Raw genomic sequence first — 17,334 nt, forward strand, 5'->3', positions numbered from 1 at the left:
CTGCGATGGCAAGGCCAATCGTCGCGTGACGATGTCGCAGCACGCGCATCAGATATGCAGCTGACGGCCATCGTGAATTTCCCACAATCTCGAAAAGCAGATGCGGCGGATCGTCGAAGTACTTTGTTCATCTTGCCGCGCCCTCGAAAGCGCGGCGAGAGCCCCTAGGCGTCAACGGCTGCAATCTGCGATGTTGCCACAATAGCACTGTTTTGCCCGACGGTCAAGGTCGTTTCGGAAAAATAGCAAACGCCATCGCTTGACGTCTACTGTGCATGGGGTTGTTTTGCAGTTTTTGTTTCGGCGCCGGGTAGCGGACACCGCTATGATCGATCCGGTCGCTTTGACGCGAATCCCGTTCCCGGGCATGATCCTCAGCGCTGCTTCGCTGGGATTCCTGGGGGATTGCTCCACATGCTGAGACTGCTTCTCGCCGCTGCCTTCGTCGTGCTTCTCTCCGGCGGGGCGGCGCAGGCCGCCCGCTGCGGCGGCGATTTCAACGGCTTCATCGCCAGCATGGCGCAGGAGGCGCAGGCCGCCGGCGTCTCGGGGAGTGTGACCAATGCGGCGCTCGGTGGCGTGACACCCGACCCTGCGGTTCTCGCCTTTGACCGGCGCCAGCGCTACACCTTCAACAAGACCTTCGAGCAGTACGTCGCGACCCGCGTCGGCCCGGGCCGCATCAATGGCGGGCGCGCGATGCTGCAGCGGCATGCCGCGCTGCTGTCGCGCGTCGAGCAGAAGTTCGGCGTGCCCCGTTATATCCTCGTCGCGATCTGGGGGCTCGAGAGCGATTTCGGCAAGGGCGACACCGGCAAGCTGCCGGTGGTCCGCACGCTGGCGACGCTCGCGCATGATTGCCGCCGCACCGATCTGTTCCAGGGCGAGCTGCTGGCCGCGCTCAAGATCGTACAACGCGGCGACCTGCAGCTGCGCGACATGATCGGCGCCTATGCAGGCGAGATCGGCCAGACCCAGTTCTTGCCGTCGTCCTACATCAAGTACGGCGTCGATTTCGACGGCGACGGCCATGTCGACCTCCGCCACAGCATCCCCGACGTGCTCGCCTCGACCGCGAACCTGTTGCACACGAGCGGCTTCAAGATGGGCCAGCCCTATGGCGAGGGAACGTCGAACTTCGAGGCGATGCGTGAGTGGAACAGGGCGGTGGTCTATCGCAAGACGATCGGCTATTTCGCGGACCGGCTGATGGGGCAGTGACGGCGGCACTCCGCCGGCCACATCCGTCATTGCGAGCGCAGCGAAGCAATCCAGAATCGCAGAGACAGTCTGGATTGCTTCGTCGCAAGGGCTCCTCGCAATGACGGCGGAGAGACACGTCTCTCCCAGCCTACGTCCCCTTCGCCATCTTCTCCAGCTTCCGCTGCAAGGGCGCCCAATAGGTTCCCGGGCGGAAACGCTGCAGCAGGTCCATGAAGCGGGCGTCGTTGCCGATCAGGATGCGCGGCTCGTTCCGCTCGATGCCCCTGATGATGCGCAGTGCCGCGTCCTTCGGCGAGGTCTTCGCCGCGTTCTCGAACCGTTCGATCGATTGCGCGCGGCGGGCATTGTCGGTGATGCCGACGCCGGTGCGGGCGTTGCGCGCGATCGCGGTGGCGATGCCGCCGGGATGCACGACCGACAGCTTCACCGGGCTGCCCGCGACGCTGAGCTCGTGCCGCACGCTCTCGGAGAAGCCGCGCACCGCGAACTTCGCCGCGGCATAGGCCGATTGGCCCGGCGGGGCGATGATGCCGAAGATCGAGGAAAGGTTGACGATGTGGGCCTCGCTCATCGTCTTCAGGTGCGGCAGGAAGGCGCGCGTGCCGTGCACCACGCCCCAGAAATTGATGTCGAACAGCCAGTCCATCTGGGCCTGGTCGATCTCCTCGAACGTGCCCATCAGCGCAACGCCGGCATTGTTGACGACGATGCCGAGGGCGGGATGCGCGGCGATGGCCTCGCGCGCGAACTGCACGACGTCGTCGGGCTCGCCGACGTCGACGTGATGCAGGCTGACCTTGCGCGCTGTTCCGATCTCTGCTCCGAGCGCCTTCAATCCGCCCTCGTCGCGATCGGCCAGCGCGAGGTCGCAGCCGCGCTGCGCGAGCTCGATGGCCAGCGCCCGGCCGATGCCGCTCGCCGCTCCCGTGATGGCGGCGGCGCCCCGAATCGTCGTCATGATGTTCCCCGTCAAGCCCCTGATGCGGGAACTATGCTTTACATTTTTTCAGAATGGAACCGAACCGTATCCGGCCTCCGTTTTTAACATTCGTTATGGAGGCATGCATGAGGAGCCGCCGATGGGACAAGCGACGCCATTTCGCGCGACTGCGCTGATTGTTGAAGACGACGCCATGCAGCGGGAGATGCTTTGCGTCCTGCTGGAGGAGAGCGGTTACCAGGTCATCCAGTGCGAAAGCGCCGAGGCCGCCGAGCGCGTGCTCGACAGGAACGCCGGCGCGCTCTGCCTGATGCTGACCGACGTCCAGCTTGCCGGCCGCATGAACGGCGTCGAGCTCGCACATGTCGCCAAGCACCGCAATCCCAAGCTCGACGTCGTCGTCACGTCGGGACGCCCGTTGAAGCAGCCCTTGCCCGACGGCGCCAAGTTCTGGGCCAAGCCCTGGGCGCCGCTCGACGTGCTGCGCGAGGCCGAGATCGCTCAGCTGTCCTGACGCGCCCGCTTTCTCGCAGCGCCCTGCGGTGATAAGGTCGGACCATGACCTGGTCCTTCCTGCTCACCTCGCTCATCGTCATCGCTTCCCCCGGCACCGGCGTGCTCTACACGCTCGCCGCAGCGCTGACCCGCGGTTCGCGCGCCAGCGTGGCGGCCGCCTTCGGCTGCACGCTCGGCATCGTGCCGCACATGGCGGCGGCGATGCTCGGTCTTGCCGCCGTGCTCCACACCAGCGCGCTCGCCTTCGCCGCGCTGAAATGGTGCGGCGTCGCCTATCTGCTCTATATGTCCTGGCAGGCGCTGCGCGAGACCGGGGCGCTGGCGGTTGGCGGCGACATCCGCGAGCGGTCGAGCAGCCGCGTCATCGTCACCGGCTTCCTGATCAACATCCTCAATCCAAAACTGTCGATCTTCTTTCTCGCCTTCCTGCCGCAATTCATTGCGGCAGACGAGGCCCATGTGCTGGCGCGCATGCTGGAATTGAGCGGCGCCTTCATGGCGATGACCTTTGCGGTGTTCGTCCTCTACGGCTTCTGCGCCGCCGCGGTGCGCGAGCGCGTCATCTCCCGCCCGGCCGTCATGGCCTGGCTGCGCCGCTCCTTTGCCGCCGGCTTCGCCGCGCTCGGCGCCAAGCTGGCCTTGTCGGAGCGGTAGGTCTTCGTCACCTCTCGAAAGGTCTCGTCATGCCCGGGCTTGTCCCGGGCATCCACGTTCTTCGGACCGTGCGGCAAGGCGTGGATGGCCGGGACAAGCCCGGCCATGACGCTGTTAGAGCGGGTACACTTCGAACTCTCGCACAATAAAAAAGCGGGCCTTGCGCCCGCCGCCTGCGATCGATCCGACGCCCGGGCGGAGCTCGCTCCACCCGGGCAAAGAAACAGAAGCCTCGTTACTTCTTCTTCGCCTTCTTGGCCTTTTTCGCCTTCTTCTTCGTCGCCTTCTTCGCTTTCTTAGCCATAGTATCCTCTCAAGGGTTAAATGGTGGAACGCGACACGAGGGTGCTCGGCGGAGGGCCAGCCTCGCAACATCCTCGACGACAAACTCAGCAGATTCGGAGCCGGCTGCCCCGCGTCGTCACATCCGTGTCATCCTGTTATCCACAGCTCAGATGCATTTTCGGGTGATTTTTGGCGCGAATCCGCTCCACGCGTCAGCACGGCCATCGGCCGCGACAGCCTTAACGATCCGGCAATAGCCGCGTGCCGTTCATGAATCCAAAACCAAGGGCGCGTTTTCGCGAGCCGCAGTGAGACTCCATTAAGCGCAACCATCGCATTGTCTTCCGCAAGAAAACGGGGATGGGTCATGGACGGACGGCTGCCGGGATCGGGGGGCGGGACGCTGCGCGTGCTGTACGCGTCATGCTGAACGTACCGACATTGTGGACGGTCTTCGTCGTCAACTTCCTGGCGCTCGGCGTGATCTGGGCCTACGTGACGCGTTCCTATCCGAATTTCGTGGCTGCGCGGTTCTGGATGGCATCGGCCTTCGTCGGTGCCGCCGGCGCGATGACGGCCTTGATCCGTCTGTTCGTCGCCTCTCCCCTGCCGCTGCTGCTCGGCGCCGGCGGCGTCATCGCTGCGAGCTGCCTTGCCGCCATGGGCATTCAGCGCTTCTACGACCGTCCGGTCTCGTGGCGCCTGATGACCGCGACGGGGTGCTTGAGCCTTGTCGGCGTCGTGCTCTTCATGGTCGGCTTCGAGCACATGCAGCTGCGCATGCTGAGCTACACGTTCGGTCAGGCCCTGCCGCTGATGCTGGCGCTGCGTCTGTTGTTGTCGCCGGAAGGCCGCGTCAGCCCGGGCGCCAAGCTGTCCGGCATCGTCATCCTCAGCATCATCGCGATTCTGCTCGCGCGCACCGTGGGCAATATGCTTGGCTATGATCTCTCGGCGCGCGCCGGCGGCCAGGCCCATGCGATCATGGTGCTCGGGCTGCTGTTCCTGTCGATGACCCTTAATTTCGGCTTCCTGTTGATGGCGATGGACAGCTTGCGAGGCGAGGTCGCCGACCTCGCGCTGCTCGACGATCTCACCGGCGTGGCCAACCGGCGGCATCTGCTGAAGCGTCTGTCGGAGGAATGCGCACGGTCGGAGCGCAGCGGTGAGCCGTTCTCGCTGCTGCTGATCGACCTCGACGGCTTCAAGACCATCAACGACACCCACGGCCATGCCGCCGGCGATGCCTGCCTCAGGCACTTCACCCTGACGGCGCAGACGCGACTGCGGCCCGGCGACATGCTCGCCCGCACCGGTGGCGACGAGTTCTGCATCGTGCTGCCGTCCTCGTCGCTGCGCGAGGCTGCCGCGATCGCCCGCCGCGTGCTCGAAGTCTGCCGTCAGGACGCCGCCAGCTGCAGCGGCCGCGACATTCAGATTGCGATCTCGATCGGTGTTGCGGAGTGGGACCGCGGCATCGGGCAATTCCCGGACCGCCTGATGGCCAATGCCGACCACGCCCTCTATGCCGCCAAGAAGAACGGCAAGAACGATTTTGCGGTCTATGACCCCGCCCCGCGGCTGTCGCCCGAGTCTGTCGGGACGGTGAGGACATTCGCGTAAAGCCTGTTAGGCTCGAGGTCGCATGGGACCTTGCATGATGACGTTTCGCCTGCTCGTGGCCGTCCTGGTCGCTCTCCTTCCGATCGTCCCCGCCGCTGCTGCGGATGCCGAACTCGCCAGGCTCGCGCGCGCCTCCGGCACGCCCGACATCCCCGGCTTGAAGATCGTCTGGCTGGCGCCGTGGGGCGACGTCGCTAGCGCAAGATCCTGGCGCAACATCATCGTGCACCAGACCGAGGGACCTGCGGGCTCGGCCCGCGGCGGCGCGCAGGCGCAGGCGAAGAACCCGACGCGGCGCGGCGTCACGGTCTGGGTCGAGACCGACGGCACGGTCTATTGGGCGGTCGCCGAGAACCTCGTGCCGACCCACGGCGATGGCGCCAACCGCAACGACAACAAGTACATCGACAATCGTCCGACCTATCGCCAGGTCCTGCGCGACAATTCGATCGGCGTCGAGTTCGCCGGCAATTATCCCGACGTGACGACGGGGCCGACGGCGGCACAGGTCGCGGCGTGGAAGATCCTCGTCAAGGTGCTGCGCGCGCGCTACGACATCCCGCTCGAGCGGGTCTACGCGCACAACTGGATCGACTACAAGGACGCCCGCTATTGCGAAGGCTGCACGCTCGCGACGATGGCAAGGCAATGGGGGGAATAGGCGGTGTGCCCACACGCACCGCTATCGGGCGCAGTTCGCATCACACCAACAAAAAAGCCGGCGTTGCCGCCGGCTTTTCGTCTCTCTCGATCCGCCAATCTGGGGCGCTGAACCGCCGCGCTTAGTGCGCGGCTTCCAGCGCGGCCTGTTCGGCCTTTGCGATCGTGCCCTTGACCGCGGACTGCACCTTCTCGAAGGCGCGGACCTCGATCTGGCGGACGCGCTCGCGCGACACGCCGAACTCGGCAGCAAGGTCTTCCAGCGTCATCGGCTCATCGGCGAGGCGGCGGGCCTCGAAGATGCGGCGTTCGCGCGGGTTGAGCACGCCCATGGCGCCGTTCAGCGCGTCACGGCGGTGATCATACTCCTCGTGCTCCGCCATCATGGCTTCCTGGTTGGGCGTGTTGTCGACCAGCCAGTCCTGCCATTCGCCGGCTTCGCCGTCGTCGCGGATCGGTGCGTTGAGCGACGCATCGCCACCGAGTCGGCGGTTCATGTCGATCACGTCCTGATCGGTGACGCCGAGGCGCTTGGCGATCATCTTGACCTGGTCGGGGCGGAGATCGCCTTCGTCCAGCGCGTTGATCTTGCTCTTCGCCTTGCGAAGGTTGAAGAACAGCTTCTTCTGGTTCGCGGTGGTGCCCATCTTCACGAGCGACCACGAACGCAGGATGTACTCTTGAATCGACGCCTTGATCCACCACATGGCGTAGGTGGCGAGACGGAATCCCTTCTCGGGTTCGAATCGCTTCACCGCCTGCATCAGCCCGACATTGCCTTCCGAGACGACCTCGGAGATCGGCAGGCCGTAGCCGCGATAACCCATGGCGATCTTGGCCACGAGGCGCAGATGGCTGGTGACGAGTTGGTGTGCCGCGTCGCGATCGTCATGCTCGCGCCAACGCTTGGCGAGCATGTACTCCTCCTGCGGTTCCAGCATCGGGAATTTGCGGATCTCGGCGAGGTAGCGAGAAAGGCCGGATTCTCCATTGAGGACCGGCAAAGCAGCGGTACGGGCCATAGTGCGCCCTCCAAAAGGTTCAGGCCCCCGATAGCGGCGGGCCAGGCAGACGACCGCTGTGTTAAAGCCGGCCGTAGCTGCGATGTTCCGCGTTGGTCATTTCAACGCAGACGCAATATACCCCATCGGGAGTCAAAAAGGGAAGGATTGCTGACGTCACGTCCCCGTGTGGCAGCTATAACTTTTTGTAATGTAAAGGCTTTCTGAAGCGGCCTGCGTCATAGCGCCGCCTGGAGCGCCCGTTCCAGGAGAAGCAAATCCTCCGGCAAAGGCGCCTCCCAGTGCAGTAATTCTCCCGTCCTCGGGTGCTCCAACACCAGCAGGTAAGCGTGCAAGGCCTGACGCCCCAGCGCCGCCAAAGCCGCCTGCGAGTCGGGGCCGAGCTGGTTGGCCTTGGTCTTGAAATGCGGGCCATAGACGGCATCGCCCATCAGGGGGTGGCCGATATGGGCGAGATGGACGCGGATCTGATGGGTGCGGCCGGTCTCGAGCTCGCAGGCGAGCAGGGCGGCGACGCCCTTGCCGTCGCGTCCATGAAAGCTCTCCAGGATTTCCCAATGCGTCACCGCCTCGCGGCCACCCTGGCGCACGGCCATCTTCTCGCGTGCATGCGGATGCCGGTCGATCGGCGCATCGACGGTGCCGCGGTGCCGGTTCGGCACGCCCCAGGCGAATGCCATGTAGCCGCGCCGCATCGCGCCGGTGCGGCCGTGATCGGCGAATTGCGCCGTCAATGAAGCGTGGGCGAGATCGTTCTTGGCAACCACCATCAGCCCGGTCGTGTCCTTGTCGAGCCGGTGCACGATCCCGGGCCGGCGCACGCCGCCGATGCCGGAGAGCGAGGCGCCGCAATGGGCGATCAGCGCATTCACCAGGGTGCCGGTCTCGTGACCGGCCGCGGGGTGCACGACGAGGCCCTTGGGCTTGTTGAGGACGACGATGTCGTCGTCCTCGAACACGATATCGAGGGCGATGTCCTCCCCCTTGGGCTCGGCGGGCGCCGCTTCCGGCACGTCGATTATGATCGTATCGCCGGATGCGACGTGATAAGCGGGGTCGCGGACCGCGGAGGCCTTCAGGTGCACTGCGCCCGCCAGGATCAGGGCTTTCAGCCTCGATCGCGACAGCTCCGGCAGGCGCGCCGCCAGCACGCGGTCGAGCCGGGCCGAGCCCTCGGAGCCTTCGACCACAACCTCCAACCTTTGCGCTGACCCAGGGCTTTCCATGACGACGTCTGATACCGCTGTTCCCGAACCGACCCCCGAGCAGGCCGCGCTGTTCGCGCGGGTGCGGCGGATGATGCTGATCGCGGGGTTGACCACGGCGCTGGCGTTCTGCGCCGTGCTGATCGCGGTGGGCTACCGCCTTTTCAAGTCGGAGGGAAGGGCGGTCGAAGCGGCAAGCGATGTCACTGCCACCCTGCCCAAGGGCGCGAAAATCGTCTCGACCGGGGTCGCCGGCGACCGCCTCGTAGTGACGCTGGATCTCGGCGGGGTCATCGAGATCCGCACCTTCGATGCCCTTACCCTGAAGTCGGCCGGACGGCTGAAATTCGCCAATGAGCCGTAAAAGGCCCCTCGGGGTCCTTGCGGCGGACAAATTTCGAGGCTATTGGCTAGCCCTCACGCTCCCTTCGTCTAGCGGTTAGGACGCGGCCCTCTCAAGGCTGAAACAGGGGTTCGATTCCCCTAGGGAGCGCCAGCCAAATCCTAAGCCATTGAAAACCTGCACATTCTAGGCAACCATGTGAGCCTGGAGCGGCCGCTCTGTTGCACGTAGCTCACGAGGCGGTCCGCAAATGGTGCTCGCGGCCGTGACATGGCTATCTTGATCCCGAGTCTCGGCTTCGCACGCTTCGACAGCCGTGGGGAGCTACGACTGGCGGAACGATTGAAGGACTTCCTCGAGGAGAACGCCGTCGTTTGGCACAACCTGCCCGTCGGCCCTCGCAACCGGCATCCGGATTTCATCATCATTCATCCCGCGAACGGCCTGCTCGTGCTCGAGGTGAAAGACTGGCGCCTGGAGACGATCGTTTCGGCGGACAAGACGAAGGTCGAGCTGCTGACGAGCCGTGGTGCGGTGCGGGAAAGCAATCCGCTCGAGCAGGCTCGCAAATATACGTTCGAGGTCGTGCGAACGCTGGAGCGCGACGGGCAATTGTTGTTTCCGCCGGGGCATCGCCTCGCGGGCCGGTCCATTGTTCCGTTCGGCTTCGGGGCCGTGTTCACGAACATCACCCGCAAGCAGTTCGATCAGACCGATCTCAAGGAGGTGTTCTCCGAGCATCTCTGTCTGTTCAAGGACGAGATGACCGAGGGCGCGGACCCCGAGGAATTCCGTTCGAAATTGTGGCGCATGGTTCATCCGCGTGTCGAAGAGCCGCTGTCCATGCCGCAATTCGACCGCCTGCGCGCGCTGCTGTTTCCGGAGGTTCGGATACGACAGATTGCCCTGCCTTTGGACGATGCGCCTCGCGCCGATTCTTCGGATCGGACGCTCGCGGTCATGGACCTTCATCAGGAGCAGTTCGCGCGCAGCCTGGGCGAGGGGCATCGCATCATTCGCGGCGTCGCCGGATCGGGCAAGACCCTGATCCTCGCTTTTCGCGCCGAGTATCTGGCACGTGCGGCGGCAAAGCCGGTGCTGATCCTGTGTTACGCCAACGGCATCGCCGGCCGGCTCGAAGATGCCATGCAGAGCAGAGGCGTCGAGGACCGCGTTCAGGTTCTCACCTTCCACTCGTGGTGCTACCGGATGCTGCGGACGTACGGGATTGTCGCCCCATCCGAGCGAGACTATCCGGACTACGCGGAGCGCCTGGCTGCGAGCGTTTCAGAGGTCGTGAAGGCGGTCGATCACGGCCATATCCCGGCGGAGCAGTACGACGCGGTCCTGATCGACGAGGCGCACGACTTCGAACCGCAATGGCTCGCGCTTGCGGCCAAGATGGTGAACCCGCGCACCAAGGCGCTGATGGTCGTCTACGACGATATCCAGGCTATCTATAAGGGGCGTGAACGGCCGGTCTGGAGCCAGCTCGGCATTGAAGCAAAGGGCAGAACGACCGTACTGAAGGTGAACTATCGCAACACCGCCCAAATCGTTGCCTTCGCGAGACGCTTCGCCGCGGACGTTATCGGCGCTCCCGGCATCACGGCCGACGACGAACACGCCATCCTGCTGCCCGAAGATGCGGGTCGGCAGGGACTGGAGCCGGATGTGCGGCGGTGCGTGAGCATCGACGCAGAAGCTCACTGCGTTGCCGAGTGGTTTCTCGACCGTAAGAAAGCCGGCTACGAGTGGTCGCAGATGGCGTGTCTCTACCCGGAGCACTGGATCGGCGGACGGGTCGCGCAGATTCTCTCTGGGCATGGTGCGCCGATCGACATCGCCAAGGACAATCGCAACCGCGTTTCGGTCAAGCGGGTCGCCGTGCGATTCCTGAGCATGCACAGCGCGAAAGGGCTGGAGTTTCCCTGCGTCGCCATCACCGGCTTGGGCCTGCTCGGCCGCCACGGCGAGACCGTCGAGGAATGTGTCCGGCTGACCTATGTCGGGGTGACCCGTGCAACTCACGAGGCGCTCCTGACGTATTCGAGCGAGTCGGCATTGGTGCAGCGCTTGATCGCGTAGCCCGACGCTGTGCAGGCGCTCTTTCACGCGGCAGTGCAGTCAATCGAGCGGCGGATCGCCCGCTGCAGGCCCGCATTTGAAAGAACACATCGTGGTAGGTTGCGCGTCGCAGCGTCATCGATGATGACGTGATCGAGTGAACGGGCCCTGCATCCATTCCGGCGCAACTTGCATTCACTCCGGCGCAAAATGAGCCGCATCGCGTCGTCGCTTCTGCGCCGCGCGACGGTTGCACCACGAGCGCATGCCTCGGGCTCCCCCCCAACCCTATTCGGGGGGATCGCGAGAGGAGCCGTGGCCATACGTTTTGGCGGTAACTTCAGTGATGCGCCGAAACGCTTCTGACGGTCTCGGTGAGCATGTCACCCGATGAGGAATGGCTGATGTCACCCAGGCTGATGATGCCAACCATCCGCTTGCTCTTGTTGATCACCGGCAGCCTGCGGACCTGCAGCTTCTCCATATGATGCATCGCCTTGGCGAGGTCATCGTCCTCGCGGCAGCAATGGATGCCCTCGGTCATCACGTCACGTGCCGTCGCGCGGCCGGCATCGAAGCTGTGGCTCGCGAGTCCTTTGCAGACGATGTCGCGGTCGGTCACCATTCCGACCAGCTTGTCATCCTCGCCAATCGGAATGCAGCCGATGTCATGCGCCCGCATCAGTTTGGCAATCTCGGTGATTGGCGTGTCGGGGCTGACCCAGTCGACACCCTTGTGCATCACGTCTTTGACTTTCATGGTGAGCCTCCGTTCGTGGGTTTCAAGTGCGTTGATGCAATGCAGCGGCACCCCCATCCTCCGAACTCCGACCAGAAGACAAAGCGCAGACACTCTCGCCGCCACCCTGCGGAACGGTATGACGGCGATCTTGCGGCTAGAGTTCCCGCCCAGGGCCGCAAGGACAATGGGCGGCGCACAGGATCCTCAGTCATGCGCGCTGAAGCGGCCGTGCGGTGCGTTGGCCGTCAGGCGCGCAAACTGCGCGTGACCCATGTGAAGCAGCGTCTCATGATCGCCGGCTTCCATATAGATGTCCGGCTGTGCCTCGAGGCTGTCGTCGACGATGATATCCAATCCGTAGCATTTGCCGACGGCAGGAACTGCACCGTGAGCACAGTCGCTGAACAGCCGATTGATCTCGGTTTCATTGGCCATGTGGACATTGTCGCCGAGGCTTGTCCTCAGGTCCGACAGGCGGAGGTGATGCGATGCAGGCAAGACGGCCAGCATGTATCCGCCGTCGCGCCGCAACACGATACCCTTGGCGAGGCGGTCGCCGGAGATATGGCATGCCTGCGCCGTTCGGGCGGACGTCATGCTGAGTTCGTGCGGGATCACCTCGTACTGGATGTTCTCGGCGGCGAGGTATTTCTGGAGGGTGGGAGCAATGGCCATGGCATCACCTCCGATGCTGAATGGAAACCATCCACCGTGAGGCCGATCCTGCAGTCTCTCGCCATACGATGGGCGGCTGCCTGACTAGAAACTCAGCATAGGTCTTCCATCCGCAAGCTGCAATGCAATTCCCCTGGGAGCCGCAACGGATGTGGGCAGGAGCAGGCTTTTCGCGTGGCCGGCGCAGGCGCTCTCCTACGCGGCCGTGCCGTCGATCGAGCGACGGATCACCCGCTGCACTTCCGTATTCGACAGGAACAGATCGTGGTTGATGATGCCCCAGCCTTCCGCCGACGCATCGACCACGCGCACGCCGAGCCCAGCGATGGCGGCCTTCTCGGCCGCGCCGACCCGGGTCATGCCGCCGGCGAGCTGTCCCGACAGCGCCAGTGCACGATCGTTGGTCGAGGCGATCACCGTGATCTTGCCGGCGAGTGGGCCGATGCGCTGGATCGTCGACGAGAACACGTCCATGTCGATGTCGGGGGCGGCAAACACCACCGCGCCGATCTTGCTCGTCACCGTGTCGCCGTATCGCCCATGGAGCTGGCGCAGGCTTTCGAGTGTCAGCATGGTTCCCATGCTGTGAGCGACGATGTGCACGCGCCCCGCCCCCGGTGCCGACACCAGCGCCGAGAGCACGCGCTCGAAATTATCGCGCGACCACATCGCGCTGTCGCGGTCATAGGCGTAGTCGAACAGTCCTGCCTTGGAAGGCCAGGAGAACGCCATGGTCCGGCCGCGGAACTTGATCCCATTGGAGAGGTGGGCTGCATCCAGCACCGCCGTCTCGAATGTCTGCTTGAAGCCGTGCACATAGATCAGCACGTCCCCGCCGCCGGCCTGCGCAGCGAGATCGCCCGCCTCGGCGGGCACCGGCTCGATCCGGTCGAGACGCCAATCCTCGAGGCCAACCGAGGCGAGGGAAAGTCGGCTCTCATCCGGCGCTGTCAGCTTCGCCCGTGCGATTGTCATGCTCGCGGCGCGCTCCGGCCCGAACCAGGGTTTCGCGCGGGCGCCGTTGACGGGCTTGCGCGTGGTGACGACAAGCAACGTGGGGTCAACGGAGAGCGACGAGGCGTCGTAGCGCGCGCCGGTCGCACCGAGGCCCGCGCATCCGCCGAGCGCGAGCGCGCTGCCTGCCGACAGGAGTCCGCCAAGGACGGCGCGGCGCGAAACGGAAGGACGGCAGTCGCGTTGCAGAAGACGTCGGACGATCACACGGAACCTCAGGGAACTTTGCCCACCGTAACGCCGCCCCGCTAGCTCCCTGAAGGAGAATGGGGGCGAGAAGACGGCAGAGTCGCATCCCGGCGGGTTGTCTTTGCGTCCGAACGAAGGCCAATCGGCTCGCAGAATGGGTGGAGCTCTGCGAGTTACCGCAATCAATCTCAGAGAGCGTCATTTCCGGCTCACAGCAACTCAAGCGCCGTGCGCGACGGCGCGACCGGCAGCCATTGCGGGATGCGCCGCTTGGCAAGCCAGTACGGCCGCCAAAGCAATGTCCAACTTTCGCGGTCGATCGGTGCCGTACCCCAGTCAAATTGCCTCATGTCGATCTGCGATAGATCGTGTTTGTGCAGCCATTGGCGAGCGACCCACCACAATTCGCGCGATACTTCAGCATTGCCGGGGCCTTGGAGCTCGACGAGGTTCGGCAGCGGATCACGGTAGCGGCGGGAGATCCGTAACGTCGCGATCCGCTCGCCGTCTTTCCGGATGCTCCAGAGTCGCGAATGATTGTGTGCGAGGCTGCTGCCAAGGGTTCTGAGGCAATTCCGCATCGCCTTTGCCTCTTCGGTGATGGCGGCAATGCAATCCAGCGGCACGAATTCGTAGCCTGCCATCCGGCCGGGCCGCAGCCACATGTCGGCGATCGGCAGGCGGCCGAGGTTGGTGTGCAAGGCAACGACCGTTCGCCAATCCTCTGCGGCCGAACGTGCGGCATCGATCCCCAGGTCCGGTGTCCACGGCCTCTCGATCAGATCGTGCCCCAATGTCGTCGGTTGAGACGAAAACCACGCCCAGAGACAGATGAACCGCAACCGCGCAGTCCTCACACGCTGCGGCTCGCGGACGAACTCGCGCGCGATCCACACAGTCATCGGCGCATGCGCGAGCTCGGCGGCCTCGGCGATGAGCTGAAGCCAGCACGGCGCGAGCTTGAGTGAGCGCGGAAGGTGGTTCGCGATCTGCCGGCGGAACAGCTCACCGTCAGGCAGGCGCGGGACCGGGCGCGCGAATGCCTCCGGCGGCAGCTTGCGCAGCCACAGGGGCAGATCGGCAGCTGCGGCGGCTTGCGCGAGGGGAGCGCCCTCGACCACGCGTGCGATCGCACGCGCGGGATCGAGCCGTGTCCGCGGAACAGCCAGCGCGAAGAGCAGCGCGGGAAAGCTCGCGGCAAGGTCGGCCAAGCGCGGGTGCTGCAGGGCCAGAGTGCGTACGGCACCCTGGAAATGCGGATGATACCGCCGAAGCCTGCGTTCGAGCAGGTCGGAGCGAGCGGTCACCCGACAAGGGGCCGGCAGGAGATTGGATGTCATGACAACAGGTTCGCGATCGCGGCCCAAGAGGCACCGCGGCACATTCGATTTGATACGGAGCGTTGTGATCTCATCCGGGACTCAATCCCGGGAGGGGCGCGTCAAATATCGCGCGTCGAACCCGGGAAGCGTGCAGTCGTAGACATGGTCGCCTCCAAGAAAGAAAGATTGCGTGCATCCAATAGCGTGGCCTTTGCCGGGATGCAACCCGAGACTGCATCCGCCAGCGCGATCCGGGCATTGGCTGAGCGGCGATATGCATGCTGCGTCGGCTTCAGTGGAGGTGGTCGTCGATCTCAAAATCTGCACTATGCGCGCCGATGCGCCTCCGAAGCTGCTGCCGGGCCTTCGGAGATTTTGGCAATTTGCTTTTCGGAGTGACGAGATGAGCGGTTTGGTGATCTCTGGCGGCCGGGTGGTGGATCCCGCGAGCGGGATGGACGCCGTTGGCGACGTGGCGGTGGTGGACGGCAAGGTTGCCGCCGTCGGCACCGGTCTCGGCGACGCCGAGCGGGTGATCGACGCCACCGGCCTCGTGGTGGCGCCCGGCTTCATCGATCTGCACGCCCATGGCCAGTCGATCCCGGCCGACCGCATGCAGGCGTTCGACGGCGTCACGACGACGCTCGATCTCGAGGCCGGCGTGCTGCCGGTCGCGTCCTGGTATGAGCGCCAGGCACGGAAGGGACGTGTGCTGAACTATGGTGCCGCCACCAACTGGGCCTTCGCCCGCATCGGCGCGATGACGGGCTCCAACGCGGAGAGCTCGCTGGAGGCGTTCGGCAACGCCATGCGCGATCGCCGCTGGATGGACAACGTCGCAACCGATGCGGAGGTCTCGGGCATCCTCGAGCGTCTCGGGCGCGGTCTCAACGAGGGCGGCATCGGCATCGGCATCCTCAACGCCTATGCGCCCGGCGCCGGCGTGCAGGAGCTGACCGCAGTGTGCCAGCTCGCCGCGAAGCAGGACGTGCCCACCTTCACCCATGTCGCCTTCATGTCGCGCATCGACCCAGAGAGCGCGGTGGAAGCCTATATCCGCCTGATCGGCTATGCCGGCGCTACCGGCGCGCATATGCACATCTGCCATTTCAACTCGTCGAGCAAGACCGATGTCGAGCGTTGCCGCGTGCTGATCGAGAAGGCGCAAGGACAGGGCCTGCCGATCACGGTCGAGGCTTATCCTTACGGCACCGGCTCGACCGTGCTGGCCGCCGCCTTCTTCAGTGATCCGGAGTTCGTCGAGCGCAACGGCACCGGTTACGATTCCGTGCAGCGCGTGACCGACGGCTACCGCTTCCACGACCGCGAGGAGCTCTTGAAGGCGCAGGCCGAGGAGCCGTCCTCGCTGGTGCTCTGGCACATCCTCGACACCGACAACAACGCGCATCACCGCGACCTGCTCGACATGTCGGTGCTGTATCCCGGCGGCGCGATCGCCTCCGACGCGATGCCGTGGACGCTGTCGGACGGCTCAACCTACACCGGCGATGCCTGGCCGCTGCCGGATGACGCGACCTCGCATCCGCGCTCGGCCGGCTGCTTCACGAAGTTCATCCGCGAATGGGTCCGCGAGCGCAAGGCCGTGTCGCTGCTGGAAGGCGTGCGCAAATGCGCGCTGATCCCGGCGGAGATCCTCTCGCAGAGCACGCCGGCGATGCGCGCCAAGGGCCGGCTGGCGAAGGACGCGGATGCCGATATCGTCGTGTTCGACTACGAGAAGCTTTCGGACCGAGCGACTTTCACGGCGATGAACCGGCCCTCTGAGGGCGTGCGGCATCTGGTCGTCAGCGGCCAGGTGCTGATCAGCGACGGTATTCTCGATGTGGCTGCGCGGCCGGGCCGGCCGGTGCGGCGCCCAATCGTCGAGAGCTGAGCCATGCCGGTCCCCATTCTCCTGGTGACCGGCTTTCTGGGGGCCGGCAAGACCACGGTCGTCAATCATCTGTTGGCGCATGCGGAGGGGCGGCGGATCGCCGCCGTCGTCAACGATTTCGGTGCGATCAACATCGATGCGGAGCTGATCGCGGGTGCGAGCGACGGCGTGGTCAGCCTTGCCAATGGCTGCATCTGCTGCTCGCTCGAGGGCGATCTGCTCCGCACGCTTTCGACGCTGCTGCGGCGTGATCCCAAGCCCGATTGTATCGTCATCGAGACCAGCGGCGTCGCCGATCCCGCCGATATCGTGCGCAACCTGATGGACCCGGTGATTCTGCGCGAGGCGCAGCTGGAGACGGTGCTTTGCGTGTTGGACGCAGGGACACCGCCTTCGGCTCTGGACGACGCGCTGATGCGGTCGCAGCTGCGCGTCGCCGATATCGTGGCATTGAGCAAGCTGGATCTGGCGGGCGCGGGCGCGGGGGTGCGGATGCGTGACGCCATCCGCGCCCAGCGCGTGCCCGCGGTGGTGGTCGATGCACACCACGGCGAGATTCCGCCCGCGCTGCTGTTTCCCGCCGACGCCGACCGCTCTCCGGCGTCGCGCGAGGTGGGACCGAAACGGCCGGCGGAGGAGCGCTTCGAGGCACTGAGCTGGACCTCGGATAAGCCGGTCTCGCTGCCGCGCCTGCAGCAGGCCATCAACCGCCTTGCGCCGAAGCTGGCGCGCGCCAAGGGCCTGTTCGAAACCATCGAGCAGCCCGGCCGCACGATGGTGTTTCAGTTCGCCGCCGGGCCGCGCGACGCTCGCGCCAGGCGATGCGCCGGCACCGGGCGCGGCGCGGTCGCGGATCGTCTTCATTGCCGAGCTTGGCGTTCTCTCGAAGGCGGAGCTCGATGAAGTCATGGAGGCGTGCGTTGCCGGCGGCTGAGCTGAGGGGGTAGGGTCAACCGCTT

General features: G+C 65.0%; 15 protein-coding genes, 1 tRNA gene and 1 pseudogene. 10 read left to right on the plus strand and 7 right to left on the minus strand.

Going from position 1 to position 17,334, the window contains the following annotated elements; genetic code table 11:
* Positions 1 to 414 precede the first annotated feature (414 nt).
* Entirely contained in the window at positions 415 to 1,221 is an 807-nt protein-coding gene (locus ACVWYQ_RS30190) for a lytic murein transglycosylase (RefSeq protein ID WP_404543863.1), read from the plus strand.
* A 130-nt stretch (positions 1,222 to 1,351) separates the two neighbouring features.
* Here the strand turns inward: ACVWYQ_RS30190 and ACVWYQ_RS30195 are convergent, their stop codons facing one another.
* Positions 1,352 to 2,182 (minus strand): SDR family NAD(P)-dependent oxidoreductase, encoded by an 831-nt coding sequence (locus ACVWYQ_RS30195; protein WP_404543860.1) that lies wholly within the window; start codon positions 2,180 to 2,182, stop codon positions 1,352 to 1,354.
* A gap of 121 nt (positions 2,183 to 2,303) precedes the next feature.
* Here ACVWYQ_RS30195 and ACVWYQ_RS30200 point away from each other — a divergent pair, with 121 nt between their 5' ends.
* The 4 genes from ACVWYQ_RS30200 to ACVWYQ_RS30215 all read left to right on the plus strand — a co-directional run bounded on the left by ACVWYQ_RS30200 (position 2,304) and on the right by ACVWYQ_RS30215 (position 5,903).
* The gene (locus tag ACVWYQ_RS30200; RefSeq protein WP_404543858.1) at positions 2,304 to 2,678 is read left to right on the plus strand and encodes a response regulator; all 375 of its coding nucleotides are present in this window, start codon (positions 2,304 to 2,306) and stop codon (positions 2,676 to 2,678) included.
* Between the two features lie 44 nt (positions 2,679 to 2,722).
* Positions 2,723 to 3,334, plus strand: coding sequence for a LysE family translocator (locus ACVWYQ_RS30205; RefSeq protein WP_404543856.1), 612 nt, complete (start codon positions 2,723 to 2,725; stop codon positions 3,332 to 3,334).
* A 708-nt stretch (positions 3,335 to 4,042) separates the two neighbouring features.
* Positions 4,043 to 5,242 carry a GGDEF domain-containing protein gene (locus ACVWYQ_RS30210; RefSeq protein ID WP_404543853.1) on the plus strand — a complete coding sequence of 400 codons (1,200 nt, stop codon included), beginning with the start codon at positions 4,043 to 4,045 and terminating at the stop codon, positions 5,240 to 5,242.
* 34 nt (positions 5,243 to 5,276) lie between these two features.
* The gene (locus tag ACVWYQ_RS30215; protein ID WP_157285014.1) at positions 5,277 to 5,903 is read left to right on the plus strand and encodes a peptidoglycan recognition protein family protein; all 627 of its coding nucleotides are present in this window, start codon (positions 5,277 to 5,279) and stop codon (positions 5,901 to 5,903) included.
* Positions 5,904 to 6,024: 121 nt separating this feature from the next.
* Here the strand turns inward: ACVWYQ_RS30215 and rpoH are convergent, their stop codons facing one another.
* Positions 6,025 to 6,924, minus strand: a complete 900-nt coding sequence (rpoH, locus tag ACVWYQ_RS30220) for an RNA polymerase sigma factor RpoH (protein ID WP_157285013.1) — start codon at positions 6,922 to 6,924, stop codon at positions 6,025 to 6,027.
* Between the two features lie 218 nt (positions 6,925 to 7,142).
* Positions 7,143 to 8,150 (minus strand): RluA family pseudouridine synthase, encoded by a 1,008-nt coding sequence (locus tag ACVWYQ_RS30225; protein ID WP_271538871.1) that lies wholly within the window; start codon positions 8,148 to 8,150, stop codon positions 7,143 to 7,145.
* On the opposite strand from ACVWYQ_RS30225, the gene ACVWYQ_RS30230 reads away from it, so the two are divergent.
* The 3 genes from ACVWYQ_RS30230 (at position 8,149) to ACVWYQ_RS30240 (ending at position 10,560) form a co-directional block, all read left to right on the plus strand.
* A complete protein-coding gene (locus tag ACVWYQ_RS30230) occupies positions 8,149 to 8,493 on the plus strand; it encodes a hypothetical protein (protein ID WP_404543849.1) in 345 nt (114 codons plus the stop codon). The genes ACVWYQ_RS30225 and ACVWYQ_RS30230 overlap by 2 nt on opposite strands.
* A 57-nt stretch (positions 8,494 to 8,550) precedes the next feature.
* Positions 8,551 to 8,625, plus strand: a tRNA-Glu gene (locus ACVWYQ_RS30235).
* Positions 8,626 to 8,742: 117 nt separating this feature from the next.
* Positions 8,743 to 10,560, plus strand: coding sequence for a DEAD/DEAH box helicase (locus ACVWYQ_RS30240; protein WP_404543823.1), 1,818 nt, complete (start codon positions 8,743 to 8,745; stop codon positions 10,558 to 10,560).
* Positions 10,561 to 10,879: 319 nt separating this feature from the next.
* Here the strand turns inward: ACVWYQ_RS30240 and ACVWYQ_RS30245 are convergent, their stop codons facing one another.
* The 4 genes from ACVWYQ_RS30245 to ACVWYQ_RS30260 all read right to left on the minus strand — a co-directional run bounded on the left by ACVWYQ_RS30245 (position 10,880) and on the right by ACVWYQ_RS30260 (position 14,526).
* Positions 10,880 to 11,299: a CBS domain-containing protein gene (locus tag ACVWYQ_RS30245; protein WP_275509187.1), complete on the minus strand. Its 420-nt coding sequence runs from the start codon at positions 11,297 to 11,299 to the stop codon at positions 10,880 to 10,882.
* A gap of 186 nt (positions 11,300 to 11,485) precedes the next feature.
* Positions 11,486 to 11,956, minus strand: coding sequence for an aminoacyl-tRNA deacylase (locus tag ACVWYQ_RS30250; RefSeq protein ID WP_036009608.1), 471 nt, complete (start codon positions 11,954 to 11,956; stop codon positions 11,486 to 11,488).
* A gap of 195 nt (positions 11,957 to 12,151) precedes the next feature.
* On the minus strand, positions 12,152 to 13,177 hold the full coding sequence (locus ACVWYQ_RS30255) for an alpha/beta hydrolase (RefSeq protein ID WP_404543821.1): 1,026 nt from the start codon (positions 13,175 to 13,177) through the stop codon (positions 12,152 to 12,154).
* A gap of 191 nt (positions 13,178 to 13,368) precedes the next feature.
* Positions 13,369 to 14,526, minus strand: coding sequence for a hypothetical protein (locus ACVWYQ_RS30260; protein WP_404543819.1), 1,158 nt, complete (start codon positions 14,524 to 14,526; stop codon positions 13,369 to 13,371).
* A gap of 358 nt (positions 14,527 to 14,884) precedes the next feature.
* Between ACVWYQ_RS30260 and ACVWYQ_RS30265 the strand changes: the two genes are divergently transcribed.
* Complete coding sequence (locus ACVWYQ_RS30265) at positions 14,885 to 16,375, plus strand: amidohydrolase family protein (RefSeq protein WP_404543817.1); 1,491 nt, start codon at positions 14,885 to 14,887, stop codon at positions 16,373 to 16,375.
* A gap of 3 nt (positions 16,376 to 16,378) precedes the next feature.
* Positions 16,379 to 17,309: pseudogene (locus ACVWYQ_RS30270) on the plus strand (CobW family GTP-binding protein).
* The last annotated feature ends 25 nt before the right edge of the window (positions 17,310 to 17,334 follow it).

Source organism: Bradyrhizobium sp. USDA 3397 (assembly GCF_054060965.1).

Coding starts and splice junctions, on each gene's coding strand:
- ACVWYQ_RS30215 (WP_157285014.1), top strand. CDS start 5,277: ATGATGACGTTTCGCCTGCTCGTGGCCGTCCTGGTCGCTCTCCTTCCG.
- ACVWYQ_RS30265 (WP_404543817.1), top strand. CDS start 14,885: ATGAGCGGTTTGGTGATCTCTGGCGGCCGGGTGGTGGATCCCGCGAGC.
- ACVWYQ_RS30245 (WP_275509187.1), bottom strand. CDS start 11,299: ATGAAAGTCAAAGACGTGATGCACAAGGGTGTCGACTGGGTCAGCCCC.
- ACVWYQ_RS30195 (WP_404543860.1), bottom strand. CDS start 2,182: ATGACGACGATTCGGGGCGCCGCCGCCATCACGGGAGCGGCGAGCGGC.
- ACVWYQ_RS30225 (WP_271538871.1), bottom strand. CDS start 8,150: ATGGAAAGCCCTGGGTCAGCGCAAAGGTTGGAGGTTGTGGTCGAAGGC.
- ACVWYQ_RS30205 (WP_404543856.1), top strand. CDS start 2,723: ATGACCTGGTCCTTCCTGCTCACCTCGCTCATCGTCATCGCTTCCCCC.
- ACVWYQ_RS30200 (WP_404543858.1), top strand. CDS start 2,304: ATGGGACAAGCGACGCCATTTCGCGCGACTGCGCTGATTGTTGAAGAC.
- ACVWYQ_RS30210 (WP_404543853.1), top strand. CDS start 4,043: ATGCTGAACGTACCGACATTGTGGACGGTCTTCGTCGTCAACTTCCTG.
- rpoH (WP_157285013.1), bottom strand. CDS start 6,924: ATGGCCCGTACCGCTGCTTTGCCGGTCCTCAATGGAGAATCCGGCCTT.
- ACVWYQ_RS30190 (WP_404543863.1), top strand. CDS start 415: ATGCTGAGACTGCTTCTCGCCGCTGCCTTCGTCGTGCTTCTCTCCGGC.
- ACVWYQ_RS30230 (WP_404543849.1), top strand. CDS start 8,149: ATGACGACGTCTGATACCGCTGTTCCCGAACCGACCCCCGAGCAGGCC.
- ACVWYQ_RS30250 (WP_036009608.1), bottom strand. CDS start 11,956: ATGGCCATTGCTCCCACCCTCCAGAAATACCTCGCCGCCGAGAACATC.
- ACVWYQ_RS30240 (WP_404543823.1), top strand. CDS start 8,743: ATGGCTATCTTGATCCCGAGTCTCGGCTTCGCACGCTTCGACAGCCGT.